The following is a 19426-nucleotide window of genomic DNA, read 5'->3' as shown; positions in this document are numbered from 1 at the left end:
CAAAGCAAAAGGGCGAGCCTCACGGCTCGCCCTTCTCAACAGAATGCTCTTCTCTCAGTCAGCTTGCTTGCGCAGGAAGGCCGGGATCTCGATCTCGTCCATGCCGTTGGACGACAGGGCCTCGACCTTGGCCGCGGCGCTGCCCGAACGGCCATGGCGCCAGACGCTGGGCACATTGGCGTTGGCGAAATCACCCAGGCCCAGCCCGACATTGGCCTGCTGCGCGGTCGGCGTGGTGGACTGCCCCATCGCCACGGCCTGCGTCAGCACGGGCATGCCGTCGGTGCCGTTGCGCACGACCTGCTGGGTCTGCACGACCTGCAGCGGGGCCTGCTGGCGGGCGCGGCCGGCCGTCAGGCCCGTCGCGATGACGGTCACGCGCAGTTGGTCGCCCAGGCTTTCGTCGTAGGCGGTGCCGTAGATGATGTGGGCTTCTTCCGACGCGTAACGCTTGATGGCGTTCATCGCATTGCGCGACTCGCTCAGCTTGAAGTTGGCGCGGCTCGCGGCGATCAGCACCAGCACGCCACGCGCGCCGGACAGATCGATGCCTTCGAGCAGCGGGCAGGCGACGGCGGCTTCCGCAGCCTTGGTGGCGCGGTCGGGGCCGCCGGCCTGGGCCGTACCCATCATGGCCTTGCCGGGCTCGCTCATCACCGTCTTGACGTCTTCGAAGTCGACGTTGACCAGGCCGGGGATGTGGATGATGTCCGAAATGCCGCCAACGGCGTTCTTCAGCACGTCATTGGCGTGCGCGAAGGCCTGATCCTGCGTGACGTCGTCGCCCAGCACGTCGAGCAGCTTGTCGTTCAGCACGACGATCAGCGAGTCGACATTGGCTTCGAGTTCCGCCAGACCGGAGTCGGCTGCCTTGGCGCGTCGGCCGCCTTCGAATTCGAAGGGTTTGGTGACGACGCCCACCGTCAGGATGCCCATTTCCTTGGCGACGCGGGCAATCACCGGCGCGGCACCCGTGCCGGTACCACCACCCATGCCGGCGGTGATGAACAGCATATTGGCGCCGGCGATGGATTCGCGAATGCGGTTTTCAGCCTCTTCGGCGGCGGCCTTGCCCATTTCGGGTTTGGCGCCAGCGCCGAGGCCGGAGGTGCCGAGTTGCAGCAACTGATCGGCCTTGGAGCGGTTCAGCGCCTGCGCGTCGGTATTCGCGCAGATGAATTCCACGCCTTGAACGCCCTGGGCGATCATGTGGTCCACGGCGTTGCCGCCGCCACCACCGACCCCGATCACCTTGATTTGGGTGCCTTGGTCAAACTCTTCGATCATCTCGATGGGCATATCAAACCTCCTACTGCAATTGTGCCTCGGGCACATGAATGTTGACTAGTTGCTGAAACACTTTTTTAGTGTTTCACCGTGGTTTTGGGGGGTCAAAAATTCCCCATGAACCAATCCTTGACCCGGCCGAGCAGGGTTTGCACCGAGCCGGCCTGCTGTGCGGCCTTGAAACCCCGGCTGCGCGACAGCCGCGCTTCTTCCAGAAGACCCATGACGGTGGCCGAACGGGGGTTGGCCACCATGTCGTAGAGAGCCCCCGAATAGGTGGGCAGGCCACGTCTGACGGGTTTCAGGAAAATGTCCTCGGCGAGTTCCACCATGCCCGGCATGACGGCCGACCCACCGGTCAGCACGATGCCGCTGGACAACAATTCCTCATACCCGCTCTCGCGAATGACCTGGTGCACCAGGGAAAAGATTTCCTCGACGCGCGGCTCGATGACGCCGGCCAGGGCCTGCTTGGACAGCATGCGGGGGCTGCGGTCGCCCAGGCCGGGCACTTCCACCTGGTCGGACGGGTCGGCGAGCAGCTGCTTGGCGACGCCATATTCGACCTTGATTTCCTCGGCATCCTTGGTCGGGGTGCGCAGGGCCATCGCGATATCGCTGGTGATCAGGTCGCCGGCTATTGGGATGACGGCGGTATGGCGGATGGAACCGCCGGTGAATATCGCGACATCGGTCGTGCCGGCGCCGATATCCACCAGCGCAACCCCCAGGTCGCGCTCGTCGGCGGTCAGGGCGGCATGGCTGGAGGCGCTCGGGTTCAAAACCAGCTGGTCGACTTCCAAACCGCAGCGACGCACGCACTTGACGATGTTTTCTGCCGCGCTCTGCGCGCCCGTGACGATATGGACCTTGACCTCGAGCCGGCCGCCGCTCATGCCGATGGGTTCCTTGACCTCATGGCCGTCGATGACGAATTCCTGCGGTTCGACCAGCAGCAGGCGCTGGTCATTTGGGATATTGATGGCCTTGGCGGTTTCGACAACGCGGGTCACATCGACCGGCGTGACCTCCTTGTCGCGCACGATGACCATGCCGGTGGAGTTCTGGCCGCGGATATGGCTGCCCGTGATCCCGGTATAAACCCGCGATATTTTGCAGTCGGCCATCATTTCGGCCTCTTTCAAGGCCTGCTGGATGGACTGCACGGTGGCGTCGATATTGACGACGACGCCGCGCTTCAGGCCATGCGAGGGCGCCACACCGAGGCCGGCAATGCGCAATTCGCCGCCCGGCAAAACCTCGGCCACGACGGCCATGATCTTGGCGGTCCCAATATCCAGCCCGACGACCAAATCCTTGTATTCCTTGGCCATGTCCGTCCTCAACGTTTTCTATTTGCGGGTTTACCCGGAGATTGGATCGTCACGCCGCGCAGCTTGACCGCGTAGCCGTCGGCGTGGCGCAGGTCGGCGGACAGCAGCGGGCTGCGGTAGGTGGCCGTGACCTGCGTGATGGAGTGGGCGAAGCGGCCGAAACGCTCGACGACGTCGGCCTCGCTGCCCCGGCCCAGTTCGATGACGGCGCCGCTGCCCAGCGTCGCACGCCAGGAGCCGCGGCCTGACAGATCCAGGCGGTCGATGCCTTCACCGAGCTTCTCGGCGGCGGGCGACAGCGCCCGCCACATCTGCAGCATGGCGCTCGCCGAAGCGGCCGGGCCGGCCAGCACCGGCAGGGCTTCGTCCTCGACATCGCCGAGATTGGCCTGGAAGACTTCGCCGAAGCTGTTGACGAGGGCGCGCTCGGCCGTCGCCTCGGTGGCCGAGTCGGCGCCCTCGGCGCGCGCTTCCCAGTAGGCCGCGGCGCGGTGCTCCTCGAGGTTGACCTTGAGGCGCATGGGCCAGATGCGCGTCAGCTGTGCATGCCTGACCCAAGGCACGGACTCGAAGGCGGCGCGGCCGTCCTTCAGGTTCATGCTGAGGAAGGAGCCGTGCAGACGCGGCAGTGCGTTGGCGCGCAGCGAGGCGACGCTGTTGCGGCTGACATCGCCCTCGACCTGGATGGCGCGGAAGTTGAACGCCGGCAGGCGCACCACCCAACGCAGCGCCGCCCACGCGGCCGTCACCACCAGCGCGGCGACGAGCAGCGCCGACACCGCATTCATCAGGCGGACGTCGGACGGCAGCGCAGCAGTGGCGGCGGCGGAATTCATGAAGTCAAGCGCGGTCAAGGCGTGCCTGCGACAGCAGCCAAAGGCAGAGGTGCGGGTAGTCGACCCCCACGGCCTGGGCCGCCTTGGGCACCAGCGAGTGCGAAGTCATGCCGGGGCTGGTGTTCATCTCCAGCAGGAAAGGCTTCATGTCGGACCTGCGCAGCATCAGGTCGGCGCGGCCCCAGCCGCGGCAGCCGAGCAGGCGATAGGCCTTGAGCACCATCTGCTGCACCTCGGCTTCGAGCTGGGCGGGCAGGGTGCCGAACAGATACTTGGTGTCGTTGGACACGTATTTGTTCTCGTAGCTGTAGTCGCCACCCTCGGCGCGGATCTCGACGACCGGCAGCGCGACGGCGTCGGCGCCCTGGCCCAGCACGGCGCAGGTGATCTCGGGGCCTTCGATGCACTGTTCAAACAGCAGTTCGTCGTCGAAGCCCAGGGCCAGCTCGACGGCGCCCTGCATGTCCGAGTAGCCCATGGCCTTGGTGATGCCGATGCTGGAGCCTTCGTGCGGCGGCTTGACGACGACGGGCAGGCCAAGCTCGTCGGGAATGGTGCGGATGCGTTCGCGCGTCAGCTCGGCGCGGCCGAGTGCCAGGTATTGCGGCGTCACCAGGCCCTCGGCGGACCAGACGCGCTTGGTCATGGTCTTGTCCATCGCCACGCCGGAGGCGGTCACGCCCGAGCCGGTGTAGGGGATGCCCAGCCATTCGAGGGCGCCCTGCAGCGTGCCGTCCTCGCCACCGCGGCCATGCAGGGCGATGAAGGCGCGCTCGAACCCTTCGTCCTTCAGCGCCTGCAGCGGACGCTCGGCCGGATCGAAAGCGTGGGCGTCAACACCGATGGACCGCAGGGCCGCCATCACGCCGTTGCCGCTCATCAGCGACACCGGCCTCTCGGCGCTGATGCCGCCGAACAGCACGGCCACCTTGCCGAGCGACTTGGCGTCGATGTTCAGATCGATAGGCGTCTTCGTCATGCCGACGCTCCTTCAGAGAAATGCCGGGCGACGAGACGCGGCAGCGCGCTCATCGAACCAGCGCCCATGCCGATGACGACATCGCCGTCGCGGGTCAGCTGCGCCAGCGCCGCGGGCATGTCGGTCACGCCGGCCACGAAGTTCGAGGTGCCGACGGCCTGCGCCAAGGCCATGCCGGTCGCCCCCTCGATGGGCGCTTCGCCGGCCGAATAGACCTCGGTCAGCAGCACCACGTCGGCGCCCTGCATGACCTTCACGAATTCGGCGAAGCAGTCCCGCGTACGCGTGTAGCGATGCGGCTGGAAGGCCAGCACCAGGCGATGCCCGGGATAGGCGCCGCGCGCGGCGGCGAGCACCGCCGCCATCTCGACGGGGTGATGGCCGTAGTCATCGACGAGGGCAAAGCGGCCGCCGTCGGCCGCCGGCCATTCGCCGTGCTTTTCGAAGCGGCGGCCGACGCCGGAGAAGTTGGCAAGGGCTTTCTGGATGGCCTCGTCCGGGCAGTCCAGCTCCATCGCGATGGCAATGGCCGCCAGCGCATTGCGCACGTTGTGCTCGCCGGCCAGGTTGAGCAGCACGTCCAGGTCGGCCGCTTCTTCGCGCTGGCAGGTGAAGCGCATCTGCGCGCCGGCTCCGGGCCGCACGTTGACGGCCCGCACGCTGACGCCTTCGGAGAGACCGTAGCTGACGACCGGCCTCTCGATGCGGCCGAGGATGGACTGCACGCCAGCGTCGTCCGCGCACACCACCGCGGCGCCGTAGAAGGGCATGCGGTGCAGGAACTCGACAAAGGCCGCGTGCAGCTTCTCGACCGAGTGGCCATAGGTGTCCATGTGGTCCTCGTCGATATTGGTGACGACGGACAGCACGGGGCTGAGCTTGAGGAAGGAGGCGTCGCTCTCGTCGGCTTCGACGACGATGAACTCGCCGCGGCCCAGGCGCGAGTTGGCGCCGGCGGCATTGAGCTTGCCGCCGATGACGAAGGTCGGGTCCAGGCCAGCCTCGACGAGGATGGCGGTGACGAGGGAGGTCGTCGTCGTCTTGCCATGCGTGCCGGCGATCGCGATGCCGCGGCGCAGCCGCATCAGCTCGGCCAGCATGACGGCGCGCGGCACCACCGGGATCTGGCGGCCGCGCGCGGCCTGCACCTCGGGGTTGTCGGCGGCAACGGCGGTGCTCGTGACCAGGGCCTGCGCGTCGCCGATATGCGGCGCGGAATGGCCGATCTCGACGCGCAGGCCGAGGGAGCGCAGGCGCTCCGTCGTCGCGCTCTCGGCCGCGTCCGAGCCGCTGACCGTGAATCCCAGGTTGTGCAGGATCTCGGCGATGCCGCTCATGCCGGCGCCGCCGATGCCCACGAAATGCAGTCGTTGAACCGCGTGTCTCATGTCAGCCTCTCGTCCGACGGGTACGTCGGCCGATCCCCCGAGGGGACGCGGGCCGGCTTGGGAGCGGCCCAGCGCTCGGCCCGCCATGCACTACGGCCATCACGGCTCATCTCAGCATCCCCTCAATCTCGTCGGCCACGCGCGCGGCGGCACGGGGCCGGGCCAGCGAGCGGGCCTTCTCGCCCATCGCGAGCAGCGCACCGCGGTCCATGCTGCCCAGCAGCTCGTGCAGCTTCGCGGGCGTCAGCTCGCTTTGCGGCAGGTGGATGGCCGCGCCGTGCTGGGCCATGAAGACGGCGTTGTCGCGCTGGTGCGAGGTCGTGCTGACGACCAGCGGCACCAGCACCGCGGCGCAACCGGCGGCGCAGAGTTCGCTGACCGTGATGGCGCCGGCTCGGCAGACCACGATGTCGGCCCAGCCGAGCGCTGCGGCCATGTCGTCGATGAAGGGCCGCACCTCGGCGGACAGGCCGGCGTCGGCGTAGGCCTGCCAGACGGCGCCGAGATGGTCCTGGCCCGACTGGTGCAGCACCTGGGGGCGCTGTTCCTCGGACCACAGCGCCAATGCCTGCGGCATGGCCTGGTTGATCGCGCGCGCGCCAAGCGAGCCGCCCAGCACCAGCACGCGCAGCGGCCCGATGCGTTCGGCCATGCGCTCGGCCGGCAGCGGCAGCGCCTCGATCTCGGCGCGCACCGGATTGCCACTGACGACGGCACCCGACGTGGAAGCCGCCGCCGCGCCGTCGAAACCAAAGGCGATGCGGCGTGCGAACGGCTTCAACGCGAGGTTGCTCTTCAGCATCGCCGCGTCGGCATTGACCAGCATCAGCGGCCGGCCCGTGAACGCAGCCGTCAGGCCGCCGGGCAGGCAGACATAGCCGCCCATGCCGAGCACGGCCGTCGCGCGGCGCTGGGCGTAGACCCGGCGCGCCTGGCCCAGCGACTTGAAGAAACCGGCGATGCCGCGCAGCGCATGCTTGAAGCCCTTGCCGCGCAGGCCGGCGAAGGGCAGCGTATCCAGCTCGATGCCGCGCGCCGGCACCAGGCGGTTCTCCATGCCGGTCGGCGTGCCTATCCACGACACCGTCCAGCCGCGACGCTGCATTTCCTCAGCGACCGCGAGGCCGGGAATGATGTGGCCGCCCGTGCCGGCGGCCATCACGACGAGGTGACGTCCACTCATGAACGCCCTCCTCTCATCATCTGGCGATTTTCCAAGTCGATCCGAAGAACGACCGCGAGAGCCACACAGTTCATCAGGATGGCCGAGCCGCCGAAGCTCAGCAGCGGCAGCGTCAGCCCCTTGGTCGGCAATGCGCCCAGGTTGACACCCATGTTGATGAAAGCCTGGCCGCCCATCCAGATGCCGATGCCTTGCGCATACAAGCCGGCGAACACGCGGTCCAGCGCGATGGCCTGGCGGCCGATCAGGAAGCAGCGGCGGGTCAGCCAGAAGAAGGCGAGGATCACCACGGCGACGCCGGCGAAGCCCAGTTCCTCGCCGATGACGGCCAACAGGAAGTCGGTGTGGGCCTCGGGCAGGTAGTGCAGCTTCTCGACGCTGCCGCCCAGGCCCTGGCCGAACCACTCGCCGCGGCCGAAGGCGATCAGGCTGTGGGTCAGCTGGTAGGCCTTGCCCTGGGCGTACTTCTCGTCCCAGGGATTCAGGTAGGCAAAGATGCGCTCCCGGCGGAACTCGCTGAAGGTGATCATCAGCGTGAAGGCGCCCACCAGCACCAGCGTGATCAGCAGGAACATGCGGCCGTTGACGCCGCCCAGGAAGAGGATGCCCATCGCGATGGCCGCGATGACCATGAAGGCGCCCATGTCGGGCTCGGCCAGCAGCAGCAGGCCGACAAAGGCCAGCGAGATGGCCATGGGCGTGACGGCCTGGAAGAAGTTCTCCCGGGCGTCCATCTTGCGCATCATGTAGTTGGCCGCGTAGAGCGCGATGCCGAACTTGGCCAGCTCCGACGGCTGGAAGTTCATGACGCCCAGCGGGATCCAGCGGCGCGCGCCGTAGACGACCTTGCCGATGCCCGGAATCAGCACCGCGACCAGCAGTACCAGCGAGACGACGAAAACCCAGGGCGCATAGCGTTCCCACAGCGCCACCGGGATCTGCACGGTGACAAGGCCGGCAATCAGCGCGAAGCCGATGGCCACCATGTGGCGGGTCAGGAAGTGGGTCGGCAGGTATTTGGCGAAGCGCGGGTTGTCCGGCAGCGCGATGGAGGCCGAATAGACCATCAGCAGGCCGAAGGCCATCAGCGCGAGCACGACCCAGACCATGGTGATGTCGAAGCCCTGCAGCTGGGTCGGACGGCCGGCCGAGGTCGAGACCCAGTCGCGCACCGGCACGCTGGCGTCCTCGGCGCCATCGCGCTTCCACAGCGATTGCAGCTTGGCGGTGAATCCTCCCAACACGGCGTTCACAGCGTGACACCTCGCTCATCGGCCAACTGCTGCACCTTGGCAACGAAGACCTCGGCGCGGTGGGCGTAGTTCTTGAACATGTCGAGGCTGGCGCAGGCCGGGCTCAGCAGCACGCTGTCACCGCTTTGCGCTTGCTCCAGGCACCAGGCGGTGGCGGCTTCGAGCGTGTCGTGGCGCTGCATCAGCACGCCGGTATTCAGCAGCACCGCCTCGATCTGCGGCGCATCGCGGCCGATCAGCGCGACGGCGCGCGCGTGGCGCGCCACGCCTTCGGCCAGCGGCGCGAAGTCCTGGCCCTTGCCATCGCCGCCGAGGATGAGGACCAGCTTCGCGGGCGCACGGTCGGCGCCCAGGCCCGAGATGGCGGCAACGGTGGCGCCGACATTGGTGCCCTTGCTGTCGTCGTAGAACTCGACGCCATCGATGCTGCCGACCGGCTCGACGCGATGCGGCTCGCCGCGGTACTCGCGCAGGCCGTGCAGCATGGGCGCCAGCTCGCAACCGGCCGCCGTCGCCAACGCCAGCGCGGCCAGCGCATTGGCCGCGTTGTGGCGGCCGCGCACGCGCAGCGCGTCGGCGGGCATCAGGCGCTGGATGAGCAGCGGCTCCTCTTCATCGCCCTTGCGCCTCTTGATCGTCGGGTCCAGCTCGCGGGCGCGCACCAGCCAGGCCAGACCGCCCTCTTCCGTCAGCCCGAAGTCGCCCGGGGCGCGCGGCGGGTTCAGGCCGAAGCGCACGACATGGCGCGACACCGTGCGGCCGGGCTTGCCGCGGCTGCCCTTCACGAACACGGGCGCGGGCACCAGGCCCTCGACCTCCGCGTCGTCGCGGTTGGCGACGATGACGGACTCGCGGCCGAAGATGCGTGCCTTGGCACGGCCGTAACCGGCCATGTCGCCATGCCAGTCGAGGTGATCCTGGGTCAGGTTCAGCACCGCGCCGGCGGTGGGCTCGAAGCCCGTCACGCCTTCGAGCTGGAAGCTGGACAGCTCCAGCACCCAGACCTCGGGCAGGGTCTCGAAGACCGGGCCTCGCGGCAGCGGCGGATCGATAGGCAGCGGCGTGTCTTCGTCGGGCAGCACCGAAGCGGCTTCTTCAGCAGCCGCATCTTGTTCGACCGGCACGTCCTCCATGGCTTCGGCGATCGCCTCGGCCGGCGTCGCTTCGATGACCGGCGCCGGATCAGGTTCCTTGGCCAGGGCCTCGGTCAGCGTGTCCAGCAGCGTCGGGCCGATATTGCCGGCGATGGCAACGCGCTTGCCGGCGCGCTCGACGAGCAGGCCGGTCATGCAGGTCGTCGTCGTCTTGCCATTGGTGCCGGTGATGGCCAGCACGGCCGGCGCATAGCCATGCTGGGCCTTCAGTGCCGCCAGCGCGTCGGCGAACAGGTCCAGCTCGCCGCGCACGGCCGGGCCGTGTTCGTAGACCGCCTTCAGGCGTGCATCCAGCGGCGACAGGCCGGGGCTCTTCAGCACCGCGTTGAAGCCGGCCGAGATCTCGGGCGTCAGCTCGCCGGTGATGAAGGCGGCCGTGTCGCCCAGGGCGCCCAGCTGCGGCGGCTGCGCGCGCGAATCCCACACCGTCACCTGCGCACCGAAGCGCGCACACCAGCGGGCCATCGCGAGACCGGAGTCCCCGAGGCCCAGCACGAGCACGCGCTGGTCTTGCAGTTGCGGCAGGTCGAGCTTCATCGTCGGCTTACCGCAGCTTCAGGCTGGCCAGGCCGACCAGGCACAGCAGCATGGTGATGATCCAGAAGCGGATGACGACTTGCGTCTCGTTCCAGCCGCTCTTCTCGAAGTGGTGGTGCAGCGGCGCCATCTTGAAGATGCGCCGGCCTTCGCCGAACTTCTTCTTCGTGAACTTGAACCAGCTGACCTGCAGCATCACGCTCAGCACTTCGGCCACGAAGATGCCGCCCATGATGCCGAGCACGATCTCCTGGCGCGTGATGACGGCCAGCGTGCCCAGGCCACCGCCCAGCGCCAGCGCGCCAACGTCGCCCATGAAGACCTGGGCCGGGTGCGCGTTGAACCACAGAAAGGCCAGGCCGGCCCCGGCCAGCGCGGCGCAGAAGATCAGCAGTTCGCCGGCGCCCGGGATGTAGGGCAGCAGCAGGTACTTGGAAAACACCGATGAACCGGTCAGGTAGGCGAACAGGCCCAGGGCCGAGCCGACCAGCACGACCGGCATGATGGCCAGGCCGTCCAGGCCGTCGGTGAAGTTGACGGCGTTGCTGGTGCCGACGATGACGAAATAGGCCAGGGCCACGAAGCCCCAGACGCCCAGCGGCATGCTGATGGTCTTGAAGAAGGGGATCAGCAGGTCGGCCTTGGGCGGCAGCTCGGTCGAGAAGCCGCTGGACACCCAGCGGAAGAACAGCTGCACGACGCCGAGGAAGCTCGTCTCCGACACGCTGAACGCGAGGTAGAGCGCGGCGAACAGACCGATCAGGCTTTGCCAGAAGAACTTCTCGCGGCTCCTCATGCCCTCGGGGTTCTTGTCGACGACCTTGCGCCAGTCGTCCACCCAGCCCACGGCGCCAAAGCCCATGGTGACCAGCATGACGACCCAGACGAAGCGGTTGCTCCAGTCGAACCACAGCAGCGTCGAGATGCCGATGCCGATCAGCACGAGGACGCCGCCCATGGTCGGCGTGCCGGCCTTGGCCAGGTGGGCCTGCACGCCATAGGCGCGCACGGGCTGGCCAATCTTCATCTCGGTCAGGCGGCGGATGACCCAGGGGCCGAAAGCCAGGCCGATCAGCAGGGCCGTCATGGCGGCCATCACGGCGCGGAAGGTGATGTACTGGAAGAGGCGCAGGAAGCCCAGGTCGGGGTAGATACCCTGCAGCCACTGGGCGAGGCTAAGCAGCATGCGGGTCTCCGGTGGTGGTGTCTTGCAGTGCAGCGACCACTTGTTCCATCTTCATGAAGCGCGAGCCCTTGACCAGGGTCTGGGCCGCGTCGGGTGGTTCGTTCAGGGCCGCGATCAGCGCGGCGGTGGTGTCGAAGGCACGGGCCTTCGGGCCATAGGCCGCGGCGGCGTCGCGGGCGGCACTGCCGGCCGTCCAGAAGTGGGCGATGCCGCGCTCGGCCGCATAGGCACCGACTTCGCGGTGGAAGGCCGGGCCTTCGTTGCCCACCTCGCCCATGTCGCCGAGGATGAGCCAGCTCTCGCCGGGCATGCCGGCCAGCACGTCGATGGCGGCGCGCACGCTGTCGGGGTTGGCGTTGTAGCTGTCGTCGATCAGCGTCCTGCCGCGCGCGTCGAGCTTGAGTTCGGAGCGGCCCTTGACGGCGCGGAAGGTCTCCAGGCCCTGGGCAATCGAGGCCAGCGGCGCACCGGCAGCCAGCGCACAGGCGGCGGCGGCGAGCGCGTTGCGCACGTTGTGTTCGCCGGCCATGTGCAGGGCGACGGGGGCGGTGCCGGCGGGCGTGTGCAGTTCCAGCGCCCAGTGCGTGCCCATCCAGGCGGCGTCGCCGGTCACATCGGCCTCGCCGCGCAGCGCAAAGCTCAGGTGGGGGCGCGAGCCGGCCAGCTCCAGCCAGATCGGCGCGCAGGCATCCTCGGCCGGGAAGACGGCGCAGCCGCTGCCCGACAAAGCCTCGATGACGGCGCCGTTCTCGCGCGCCACAGCCTCGACGGTGGCCATGAACTCCTGGTGCTCGCGCTGGGCGTTGTTGACCAGGGCGACCGTCGGCTGCGTCATCGCGGCCAGCGGTGCGATCTCGCCGGGGTGGTTCATGCCCAGCTCGACGACGGCGGCGCGGTGGCTCAGCTCGTCGTCATGGCGCAGGCGCAAGAGCGTCAGCGGCACGCCGATGTCGTTGTTGTAGTTGCCCTGCGTGGCCAGCGCGTCGTCGCCCACCCAGGCGCGCAGGATGCTGGCGATCATCTGGGTCGTCGTCGTCTTGCCGTTGCTGCCGGTGACGGCGATCACGGGGATCGCATGCTGGCGGCGCCAGGCAGCGGCCAGCTGGCCGAGGGCAGCCTTGGCATCGGGCACCAGCAAGCCAGGCAGACCGGCATCGGCAAGGCCGCGCTCGGCCAGCGCGGCGACGGCGCCCGAGGCCTGGGCTTCGCTGAGGAAGTCGTTGGCATCGAAGCGCTCGCCGCGCAGCGCGACAAAGAAGTCGCCGGCCTGCAGCGTGCGGGTGTCGCTGTGCACGCGGGCAAAACCGGTCGCGCCGTCGCCGACCAGCGTCGATCCCGGCAGCAGCGCCTGCGCTTCGGCCAGGGTGAGGAACAAGCTCACAGACCCGCCCTTTCCAGCAGCGCCGCACGCGCCTCGCCGACGTCCGAGAAGGGCCGACGCACGCCGTTCACTTCCTGGTAGTCCTCATGCCCCTTGCCGGCGACAAGCACGATGTCGCGTGCACCGGCGTTCATGACGGCCGCGCGGATGGCTTCCTCGCGCGCCTCGATGGCGATGGCCTCGGGCGCGGCCACGGCGATGTCGGCCATGATCTGCGCCGGGGCTTCCGTGCGCGGGTTGTCCGTCGTGACGACGACATGGCGCGCCAGGCGCGCCGCGATGGCGCCCATCTGCGGACGCTTGCCGCGGTCGCGGTCGCCGCCGCAGCCGAACACGCAGACCAGCTCGCCGCCGCGCGCCTGGGCGAGACCCTGCAGGGCCGACAGCGCCTTGTCCAGCGCATCCGGCGTGTGGGCATAGTCGACGACGACCTGGGGCAGCTCGCGGCCGTTGCCGACACGCTGCATGCGGCCGGGCACCGGCGTCACGCGGGCCAGCACGCGGGCCACGTCGGCCAGCGCATGGCCTTGAGCGCGCAGAGCGCCGGCCACGCCGAGCAGGTTGGCGGCGTTGTAGTCGCCGATCAGGCTGGTCTGCACGTCCGCCGACTCAGTGCCCTCGTGCAGCGTGAAGGCCAGGCCTTCGCCGGTGTAGTTCAGGCCGCGGGCCGTCAGGCGCGCGTCGGCGCGCTCGACGCCGGTGGTCCAGACGTCCAGCGCGGCCAGCTCGGCGGCCAGCGGTGCGCCTTGCGGATCGTCGAGATTGATGACGGCGGCGCGCAGGCCGGGGAAGCCGAACAGCGCCCGCTTGGCCGCCCAGTAGGCGTCCATGGTGCGGTGGTAGTCCAGGTGGTCCTGGGTGAAATTGGTGAACACGGCCACGCGCACGCTGCTGCCGGCCAGGCGGCCTTCGACGATGCCGATGCTGCTGGCCTCGATGGCGCAGGCCGAGAAGGCGTCGTCGCGCATGCGGGCGAAGGCGGCCTGCAGCAGCACCGGGTCGGGCGTGGTCAGGCCGTTGTAGTCCAGCTTGGGCGGCTCGCCGATGCCCAGGGTGCCGACGACGCCGCAGCGCTTGCCGAGCTGGGCCGAGGCCTGGGCGATCCACCAGGCCGACGAGGTCTTGCCATTGGTGCCGGTGACGGCGATGACGTCCAGCGTATCGGTCGGCTTGCCGAAGAAGGTGGCAGCGATCTCGCCGGTACGCGCCTTCAGGCCGGGCAGCGAGGCCACGCGGGCATCGACGAAGCCGAAGCGCTCGACATCGGCCTCCTCGACCAGGCAGGTCGAGGCGCCGGCTTCCAGGGCCGCGGCGACGAACTCGCGGCCGTCGCGCGCATAGCCGGGCCAGGCGATGAAGGCATCGCCGGGGCGGACCTGGCGGCTGTCGGTGCGCAGCGTGCCGGTGCACCATTCGGACAGCCAGCGGGCGGCGGCGTCGGGGGATTTGAGGCGAGTCAACATGATCAGAAGCTTTCTTCGACCGCGACGGCCTTCTGGTTGGCGACGATCTGGCTCTTCACGTCCAGGTCGGGCGGCACACCCAGCAAACGCAGCGTCTGGGCCGTGACCTGGCTGAACACCGGGCCGGCGACCTTGCCGCCGTAATAGACGCCGGCGGTCGGCTCGTCGACCATGACGGCGACGACGATGCGCGGGTTGCTGATGGGCGCCACGCCGACGAACCACGAGCGGTATTTGTGGGCCGCGTAGCCGCGCCCTTCCTGCTTGTGGGCCGTGCCGCTCTTGCCGCCGATGCTGTAGCCGGGCACCTGGGCATCGGGCGCCGTGCCGCCGGGGCCGGCGGCGGCCTGCAGCATGCTGCGCAGCTCGCGCGCGACCTCGGGGCTGAAGACGCGGATGCCGGCGACCGCATGGTCATGCGGCTGGCGCAGCATGCTGACGGGGATGATCTCGCCGTCGCGCGCAAACACCGTGTAGGCCCGCGCCAGCTGGAACAGCGAGGCCGACAGGCCGTAGCCATAGCTCATCGTCGCCTGCTCGATGGGCCGCCAGCTCTTGTAGGGCCGCAGCTTGCCGGTCACGGCGCCGGGGAAGCTGATCTGCGGCCGCTGGCCCAGGCCGATGGCCGTGAACATCTCGTGCATCTCGCGCGGCTGCATCTGCATGGCCAGCTTGGTCGTGCCGATGTTGCTGGACATCTGGATGACCTGGCGCACGCTGATGACGCCATGCGGCTTGGTGTCGCTGATGACGGCGCCCTGGAAGGGGTATTTGCCATTGCCGGTGTCCACCAGGCTCTCGGGCGACACGCGGTGGGTCTCCATGGCCAGGCCGGCGATGAAGGGCTTCATCGTCGAGCCGGGTTCGAAGACGTCGGTCAGCGCACGGTTGCGCAGCTGCTCGCCGGACAGGTTCTGGCGCTTGCCGGGGTCATAGCTCGGGAAGTTGGCCAGGGCCAGCACCTCGCCGCTCTGCACGTCCAGCACGACGACGGAGCCGGCCTTGGCCTTGTTCTCGGCCACCGCGTCGCGGATGCGCTGGTAGGCGAAGAACTGCACCTTGGAGTCGACAGCCAGGTCCACGTCGCGGCCATTGGCGGCGGGCACGATGTCGCCGATGTCCTCGACGACACGGCCCAGGCGGTCGCGCACGACGGAGCGCGAGCCGTCGCGCCCCTGCAGCTCCTTCTGGAAGGCCAGCTCGATGCCTTCCTGACCCTTGTCCTCGACATTGGTGAAGCCGACCACATGGGCCGCCGCCTCGCCCTCGGGGTATTTGCGGCGGTATTCGCGGTCCTGGAACACGCCCTTGAGGCCGATGGCCTTCACGCGCGCGGCGGTCTCGTCGTCGGCCAGGCGCTTCAGCCAGACGAAGCGGGTCTCGGGATTGAGCTTGGCCTCCAGCTCCTTGTTCGACAGCCCCAGCGCCTGGGCCAGCGCGCGGCGCTTGGTCGCATCGGCGTCGACTTCCTTGGGGATGGCCCAGATCGACGGCACGGCGACGCTGGCGGCCAGCACCTGGCCGCTGCGGTCGTTGATGCGGCCACGGCTGGCCGGCAGCTCCAGCGTGTGGGCGTAGCGGGCCTCGCCCTGCTTCTGGAAGAAGTCGGTGTTCAGCACCTGCACATAGACGGCGCGCGCCAGCAGGCCGAGAAAGGCCAGGCCGACCAGGGCGACCAGGAAGCGCGAACGCCACGGCGGCGTCTTGGACGCGAGCAGCGGGCTGGTGGAATAGCTGACCGAGCGGGCGCCGGCCTGGTTGGCCTTGTTCACCTTGCTGGCTTTGCTCATGGCGTCACCCCCGAGGCGACGACGGCCGGGCTGATGACGCGCATGCCCAGGCGCTCGCGGGCGACCTGCTCGACGCGCAGGTTGGTGGCCTGCGCATGGCGCTCGGCGGCCAGGCGCTCGGCATCGGCAGCCAGACGCTGGCCCTCGGCCTTGGCCTTGTCGCGCTCGGCGAACAGGCGGCGCGACTCGTAGGCGCTGTGCACGAGGACAAGGCCGCTGGCGAGCACGGCGACGATGAGGAGGAAGTTGAGCTTGGCCATGCGCCTAGTCCCGCAGCGGCGCATCGGTGCGCTCGGCGACGCGCAGCACGGCGGAGCGGGCGCGGGGGTTGGCGGCCACCTCTTCAGCGCTGGGCTTGATGCGGCCCAGCGAGTTCAGGATCAGCGGCGCCGGCTCGGCAAAGGGCGCGCGGCGGTCGAACACGGCCTTGCTGTAGTCGGCGATGAAGGTCTTGACGCGGCGGTCTTCCAGCGAGTGGAAGCTGATGATGGACAGCCGGCCACCCGGCGCCAACAGCCGCAGCGCGGCCTTCAGCCCCTGCTCAAGCTCTTCAAGCTCGCCATTGACATGAATCCGAAGGGCTTGAAAGGTGCGGGTTGCCGGGTCCTGGCCGGGCTCACGGGTCTTGACCGTGCGAGCCACGAGTTCGCGCAGCTCGTCGGTGCGCGTGAGCGGCGCACCGGTTTCTCGGCGAGCAACAACCGCCTTTGCAATCTGGCCAGCAAACCGTTCTTCGCCATAGTCTCGGATCACTCTTGCAATCTCGCGCTCTTCGGCCCGAGCGAGGAAGTCGGCCACGCTCTCGCCGCGCGTGGTGTCCATGCGCATGTCCAGCGGCCCGTCGAAGCGAAAGCTGAAGCCGCGCTCGGGGTTGTCGATCTGCGGGCTGGACACACCCAGGTCCAGCAGCACACCATCCACCTGATGAACACCCAGCGCTGCCAGTTGATCGGCCATGTCCGCAAAGGCGCTGTGGACGATGGAAAAGCGCGGGTCGGTGATGGCGGCTGCCGCAGCGACGGCCTCGGGATCGCGGTCGATGCCGATCAGGCGGCCTTGGGACCCCAGCTTGCTCAGCAGCAGGCGCGAATGGCCGCCACGGCCGAAGGTGCCATCCACATAGACGCCGTCCGGCCGCGCAAGCACACCTTCCACCGCCTCGTTCAGCAGCACGGTGGTGTGGCGGAACGTGGCGCTCTCACTCATCTCGGCGCCCATCAGAAGCTGAAGTCCTTGAGGGCGTCGGGCAGCGGGCCGGCCATCACTTCGGCCTCGTGGGCGGCATGGGCTTCGGCATCCCAGAGCTCGAAGTGGCTGCCCATGCCCAGCAGCATCACGTCGTTCTTGAGCCCGGCACTCTTGCGCAGCTCGGGCGAGATCAGCACGCGCGCCGCCGAATCGATGTCGACGTCCATCGCGTTACCGAGAAAAACACGCTTCCAGCCGGCTGCCGACATCGGCAGGGCGGCGACCTTGTCGCGGAAGGCCTCCCAGGTCGGGCGCGGGAACAGCATCAGGCAGCCGTCCGGGTGCTTGGTGACGGTCAGGCGGCCCTGGCAGATCAGCTGCAGCACCTCACGGTGTCGGCTGGGCACGCTCAGGCGTCCCTTGGCATCTAAAGCCAAGTTGGAGGCACCCTGAAAGACGATTTCCGACACTTTTCACCACGAAACGACACTTCCTCCCACTTTAAGGGCCGCACCCCCTCGGGTCAAGTTTCGGCACAAGTTTTTTCAATGAAATCAAGCACTTAGCCACAGCTGTCAATTTATACAGTTGGCAGACAAAATACCTTTAATAAATAAGGACTTGCCAGGATATTGCGAAGTGGTGCTTGAAGTTCTGTCCACATCGGCATCGCGTTTGCCCCCATGCTTGAAGGCGTTCAGCCACAGGCGTCGCCAACGTGACACCACGTCTGAAAGGGTTTTGCCGCACAAATCACGGCAAGCCTTGCCGGCCAGCCACTCAGAATGCATGGGCCCCCATGATTTCTGCTGAAATTTCGTGCTGTTTCAGCCCCCTCCGCCAAGAACTCCAACCGGGGGCTCCCATCGAATATCAAAAGCGAGGCAGCCCCCCATGAATTTCTTGTCCCATATGCGCATCGGACAACGCCTCACGGCCGGCTTTGCGGTCGTGATCGCCTGCCTGATGGCCATGGCCGGTCTGGGCTATTTCGGCATCCAGACCCTGAGCGGCGAGATCACCCAGCTGCTCAGCAGCGACTACAAGGCCGTGGCGCTGGCCAACAAGGCCAAGGCCGAACTGGGCGACGCCTCGCGCAGCATGATGACCACCCTCATCATGACGGGGGAGGAACAGATCAAGAAGGAGCTGGACACCGTCGCCAGCCTGATGGCGGCCCATGAGAAGACCATGGCCGAGCTCAAGCCCATGCTGACCGACGAGGCCAGCCAGGAGCAGCTCAAGGCGGTGGAGGAAGCGCGCGCCAAGTTCATGACCGGCCAGGCGGCCTTCGTGAAGACCGTGGCCTCCGGCGACACCGAAGGCGCCCCGCTGAAGTACCAGTTCTCGGTGCGCGCCGCCCAGGGCAAGTACATGGCGGCCCTGGACAAGCTGGTCCAGACCCGCAACGCCGCCATGGAGGAAGCCGGCCTGAAGTCCAACGGCGTGGCCCGCAAGACGGCCCTGCTGCTGCTGGGCCTGGCCGTGGCCGCCATCCTCGCCAGCGTGCTGACCGGCGTGCTGATCACGCGCGGCATCGTCAATCCGCTGCGCGGCGCCGTCGCCGTGGCACGCAAGGTCGCTTCGGGCAACCTGACCAGCGAGATCGAGGTGCGCAGCCGCGACGAGACCGGCGAGCTGCTGCAGGCCCTGCATGACATGAACGAGAGCCTGAAGGGCATCGTCGGCCGCGTGCGCGAAGGCACGGAGTCCATCTCGTCGGCCTCCAGCGAGATCGCCAGCGGCAACCTGGACCTGTCGGTGCGCACCGAGGCCCAGGCGGCATCGCTGGAGCAGACCCTGTCGGCCATGAAGACCCTGACCGACGCCGTGCAGCAGAACGCCCAGAACGCCCAGCAGGCCAACCAGCTGGCCCAGGCCGCCTCCCAGGTGGCCGGCGAAGGCGGCGCGGTGGTGGCCAAGGTCGTGACGACCATGGGCAGCATCGACGCCTCCAGCAAGAAGATCGTCGACATCATCAGCGTCATCGACGGCATCGCCTTCCAGACCAACATCCTGGCCCTGAACGCCGCGGTGGAAGCCGCGCGCGCCGGCGAGCAGGGCCGCGGCTTCGCGGTCGTGGCCGGCGAAGTGCGCTCCCTCGCCGGCCGCAGCGCCGACGCCGCCAAGGAGATCAAGCGCCTCATCAGCGACTCGGTCGAGAAGGTCGCCCTGGGCAGCCAACTCGTCAACCAGGCCGGCAACACCATGCAGGGCGTGGTGGCGAGCGTGCAACGCATGACCGACATCATGGGGGAGATCACCCACGCCAGCGCCGAACAGAGCTCCGGCATCGAGCGCGTCACGCATACCATCCATGACATGGACAAGAGCACGCAACAGAACGCCGCGCTGGTGGAAGAAGCCGCCGCCGCCGCCGACTCGCTGCGCGCCCAGGCCCATGGTCTCGAAGAAGTCGTCAGCCTCTTCAAGCTCGAAGCGGCGCACTGATCCCCTCCCCCCAAAG

At 68.2% G+C, this 19426-nt stretch carries 16 protein-coding genes; 1 reads left to right on the top strand and 15 read right to left on the bottom strand.

Features of this window, described 5'->3' with window-relative positions:
* Positions 1-54 precede the first annotated feature (54 nt).
* The 15 genes from ftsZ to mraZ form a co-directional block, all read right to left on the bottom strand.
* Complete coding sequence (gene ftsZ / locus AC07OY_RS01145; RefSeq protein WP_495040693.1) at positions 55-1299, bottom strand: cell division protein FtsZ; 1245 nt, start codon at positions 1297-1299, stop codon at positions 55-57.
* 92 nt (positions 1300-1391) lie between these two features.
* Entirely contained in the window at positions 1392-2621 is a 1230-nt protein-coding gene (gene ftsA, locus AC07OY_RS01140; RefSeq protein ID WP_132570473.1) for a cell division protein FtsA, read from the bottom strand.
* Positions 2622-2629: 8 nt separating this feature from the next.
* Positions 2630-3457, bottom strand: coding sequence for a cell division protein FtsQ/DivIB (locus AC07OY_RS01135; protein WP_495040692.1), 828 nt, complete (start codon positions 3455-3457; stop codon positions 2630-2632).
* A 4-nt stretch (positions 3458-3461) separates the two neighbouring features.
* Positions 3462-4436: a D-alanine--D-alanine ligase gene (locus AC07OY_RS01130; RefSeq protein WP_495040691.1), complete on the bottom strand. Its 975-nt coding sequence runs from the start codon at positions 4434-4436 to the stop codon at positions 3462-3464.
* Positions 4433-5824: a UDP-N-acetylmuramate--L-alanine ligase gene (murC, locus tag AC07OY_RS01125; protein WP_495040690.1), complete on the bottom strand. Its 1392-nt coding sequence runs from the start codon at positions 5822-5824 to the stop codon at positions 4433-4435. The genes AC07OY_RS01130 and murC overlap by 4 nt, the downstream gene beginning before the upstream one ends.
* A gap of 106 nt (positions 5825-5930) precedes the next feature.
* Complete coding sequence (gene murG, locus AC07OY_RS01120) at positions 5931-7007, bottom strand: undecaprenyldiphospho-muramoylpentapeptide beta-N-acetylglucosaminyltransferase (protein ID WP_495040689.1); 1077 nt, start codon at positions 7005-7007, stop codon at positions 5931-5933.
* The gene (gene ftsW / locus AC07OY_RS01115) at positions 7004-8218 is read right to left on the bottom strand and encodes a putative lipid II flippase FtsW (RefSeq protein ID WP_495041953.1); all 1215 of its coding nucleotides are present in this window, start codon (positions 8216-8218) and stop codon (positions 7004-7006) included. The genes murG and ftsW overlap by 4 nt, the downstream gene beginning before the upstream one ends.
* 38 nt (positions 8219-8256) lie before the next feature.
* Positions 8257-9951 (bottom strand): UDP-N-acetylmuramoyl-L-alanine--D-glutamate ligase, encoded by a 1695-nt coding sequence (gene murD / locus AC07OY_RS01110; protein WP_495040688.1) that lies wholly within the window; start codon positions 9949-9951, stop codon positions 8257-8259.
* 7 nt (positions 9952-9958) lie between these two features.
* Positions 9959-11137 (bottom strand): phospho-N-acetylmuramoyl-pentapeptide-transferase, encoded by a 1179-nt coding sequence (mraY, locus tag AC07OY_RS01105; protein WP_495040687.1) that lies wholly within the window; start codon positions 11135-11137, stop codon positions 9959-9961.
* Positions 11127-12518 (bottom strand): UDP-N-acetylmuramoyl-tripeptide--D-alanyl-D-alanine ligase, encoded by a 1392-nt coding sequence (locus AC07OY_RS01100; protein WP_495040686.1) that lies wholly within the window; start codon positions 12516-12518, stop codon positions 11127-11129. Before AC07OY_RS01100 ends, mraY begins: the two co-directional genes overlap by 11 nt.
* A complete protein-coding gene (locus tag AC07OY_RS01095; RefSeq protein WP_495040685.1) occupies positions 12515-13981 on the bottom strand; it encodes a UDP-N-acetylmuramoyl-L-alanyl-D-glutamate--2,6-diaminopimelate ligase in 1467 nt (488 codons plus the stop codon). Before AC07OY_RS01095 ends, AC07OY_RS01100 begins: the two co-directional genes overlap by 4 nt.
* Positions 13982-13983: 2 nt before the next feature.
* The gene (locus tag AC07OY_RS01090) at positions 13984-15771 is read right to left on the bottom strand and encodes a peptidoglycan D,D-transpeptidase FtsI family protein (protein ID WP_495040684.1); all 1788 of its coding nucleotides are present in this window, start codon (positions 15769-15771) and stop codon (positions 13984-13986) included.
* Entirely contained in the window at positions 15768-16031 is a 264-nt protein-coding gene (ftsL, locus tag AC07OY_RS01085) for a cell division protein FtsL (protein WP_495040683.1), read from the bottom strand. The genes AC07OY_RS01090 and ftsL overlap by 4 nt, the downstream gene beginning before the upstream one ends.
* Positions 16032-16035: 4 nt before the next feature.
* A complete protein-coding gene (rsmH, locus tag AC07OY_RS01080) occupies positions 16036-16977 on the bottom strand; it encodes a 16S rRNA (cytosine(1402)-N(4))-methyltransferase RsmH (RefSeq protein WP_495040682.1) in 942 nt (313 codons plus the stop codon).
* 11 nt (positions 16978-16988) lie between these two features.
* Complete coding sequence (mraZ, locus tag AC07OY_RS01075; RefSeq protein ID WP_495041952.1) at positions 16989-17420, bottom strand: division/cell wall cluster transcriptional repressor MraZ; 432 nt, start codon at positions 17418-17420, stop codon at positions 16989-16991.
* Positions 17421-17853: 433 nt separating this feature from the next.
* On the opposite strand from mraZ, the gene AC07OY_RS01070 reads away from it, so the two are divergent.
* Positions 17854-19410, top strand: a complete 1557-nt coding sequence (locus tag AC07OY_RS01070; protein WP_495040681.1) for a methyl-accepting chemotaxis protein — start codon at positions 17854-17856, stop codon at positions 19408-19410.
* Positions 19411-19426 lie beyond the last annotated feature (16 nt).

This window comes from Roseateles sp. GW821-FHT09H10, from assembly GCF_059415865.1.
This window is presented reverse-complemented; position numbering and strand designations above follow the sequence as displayed.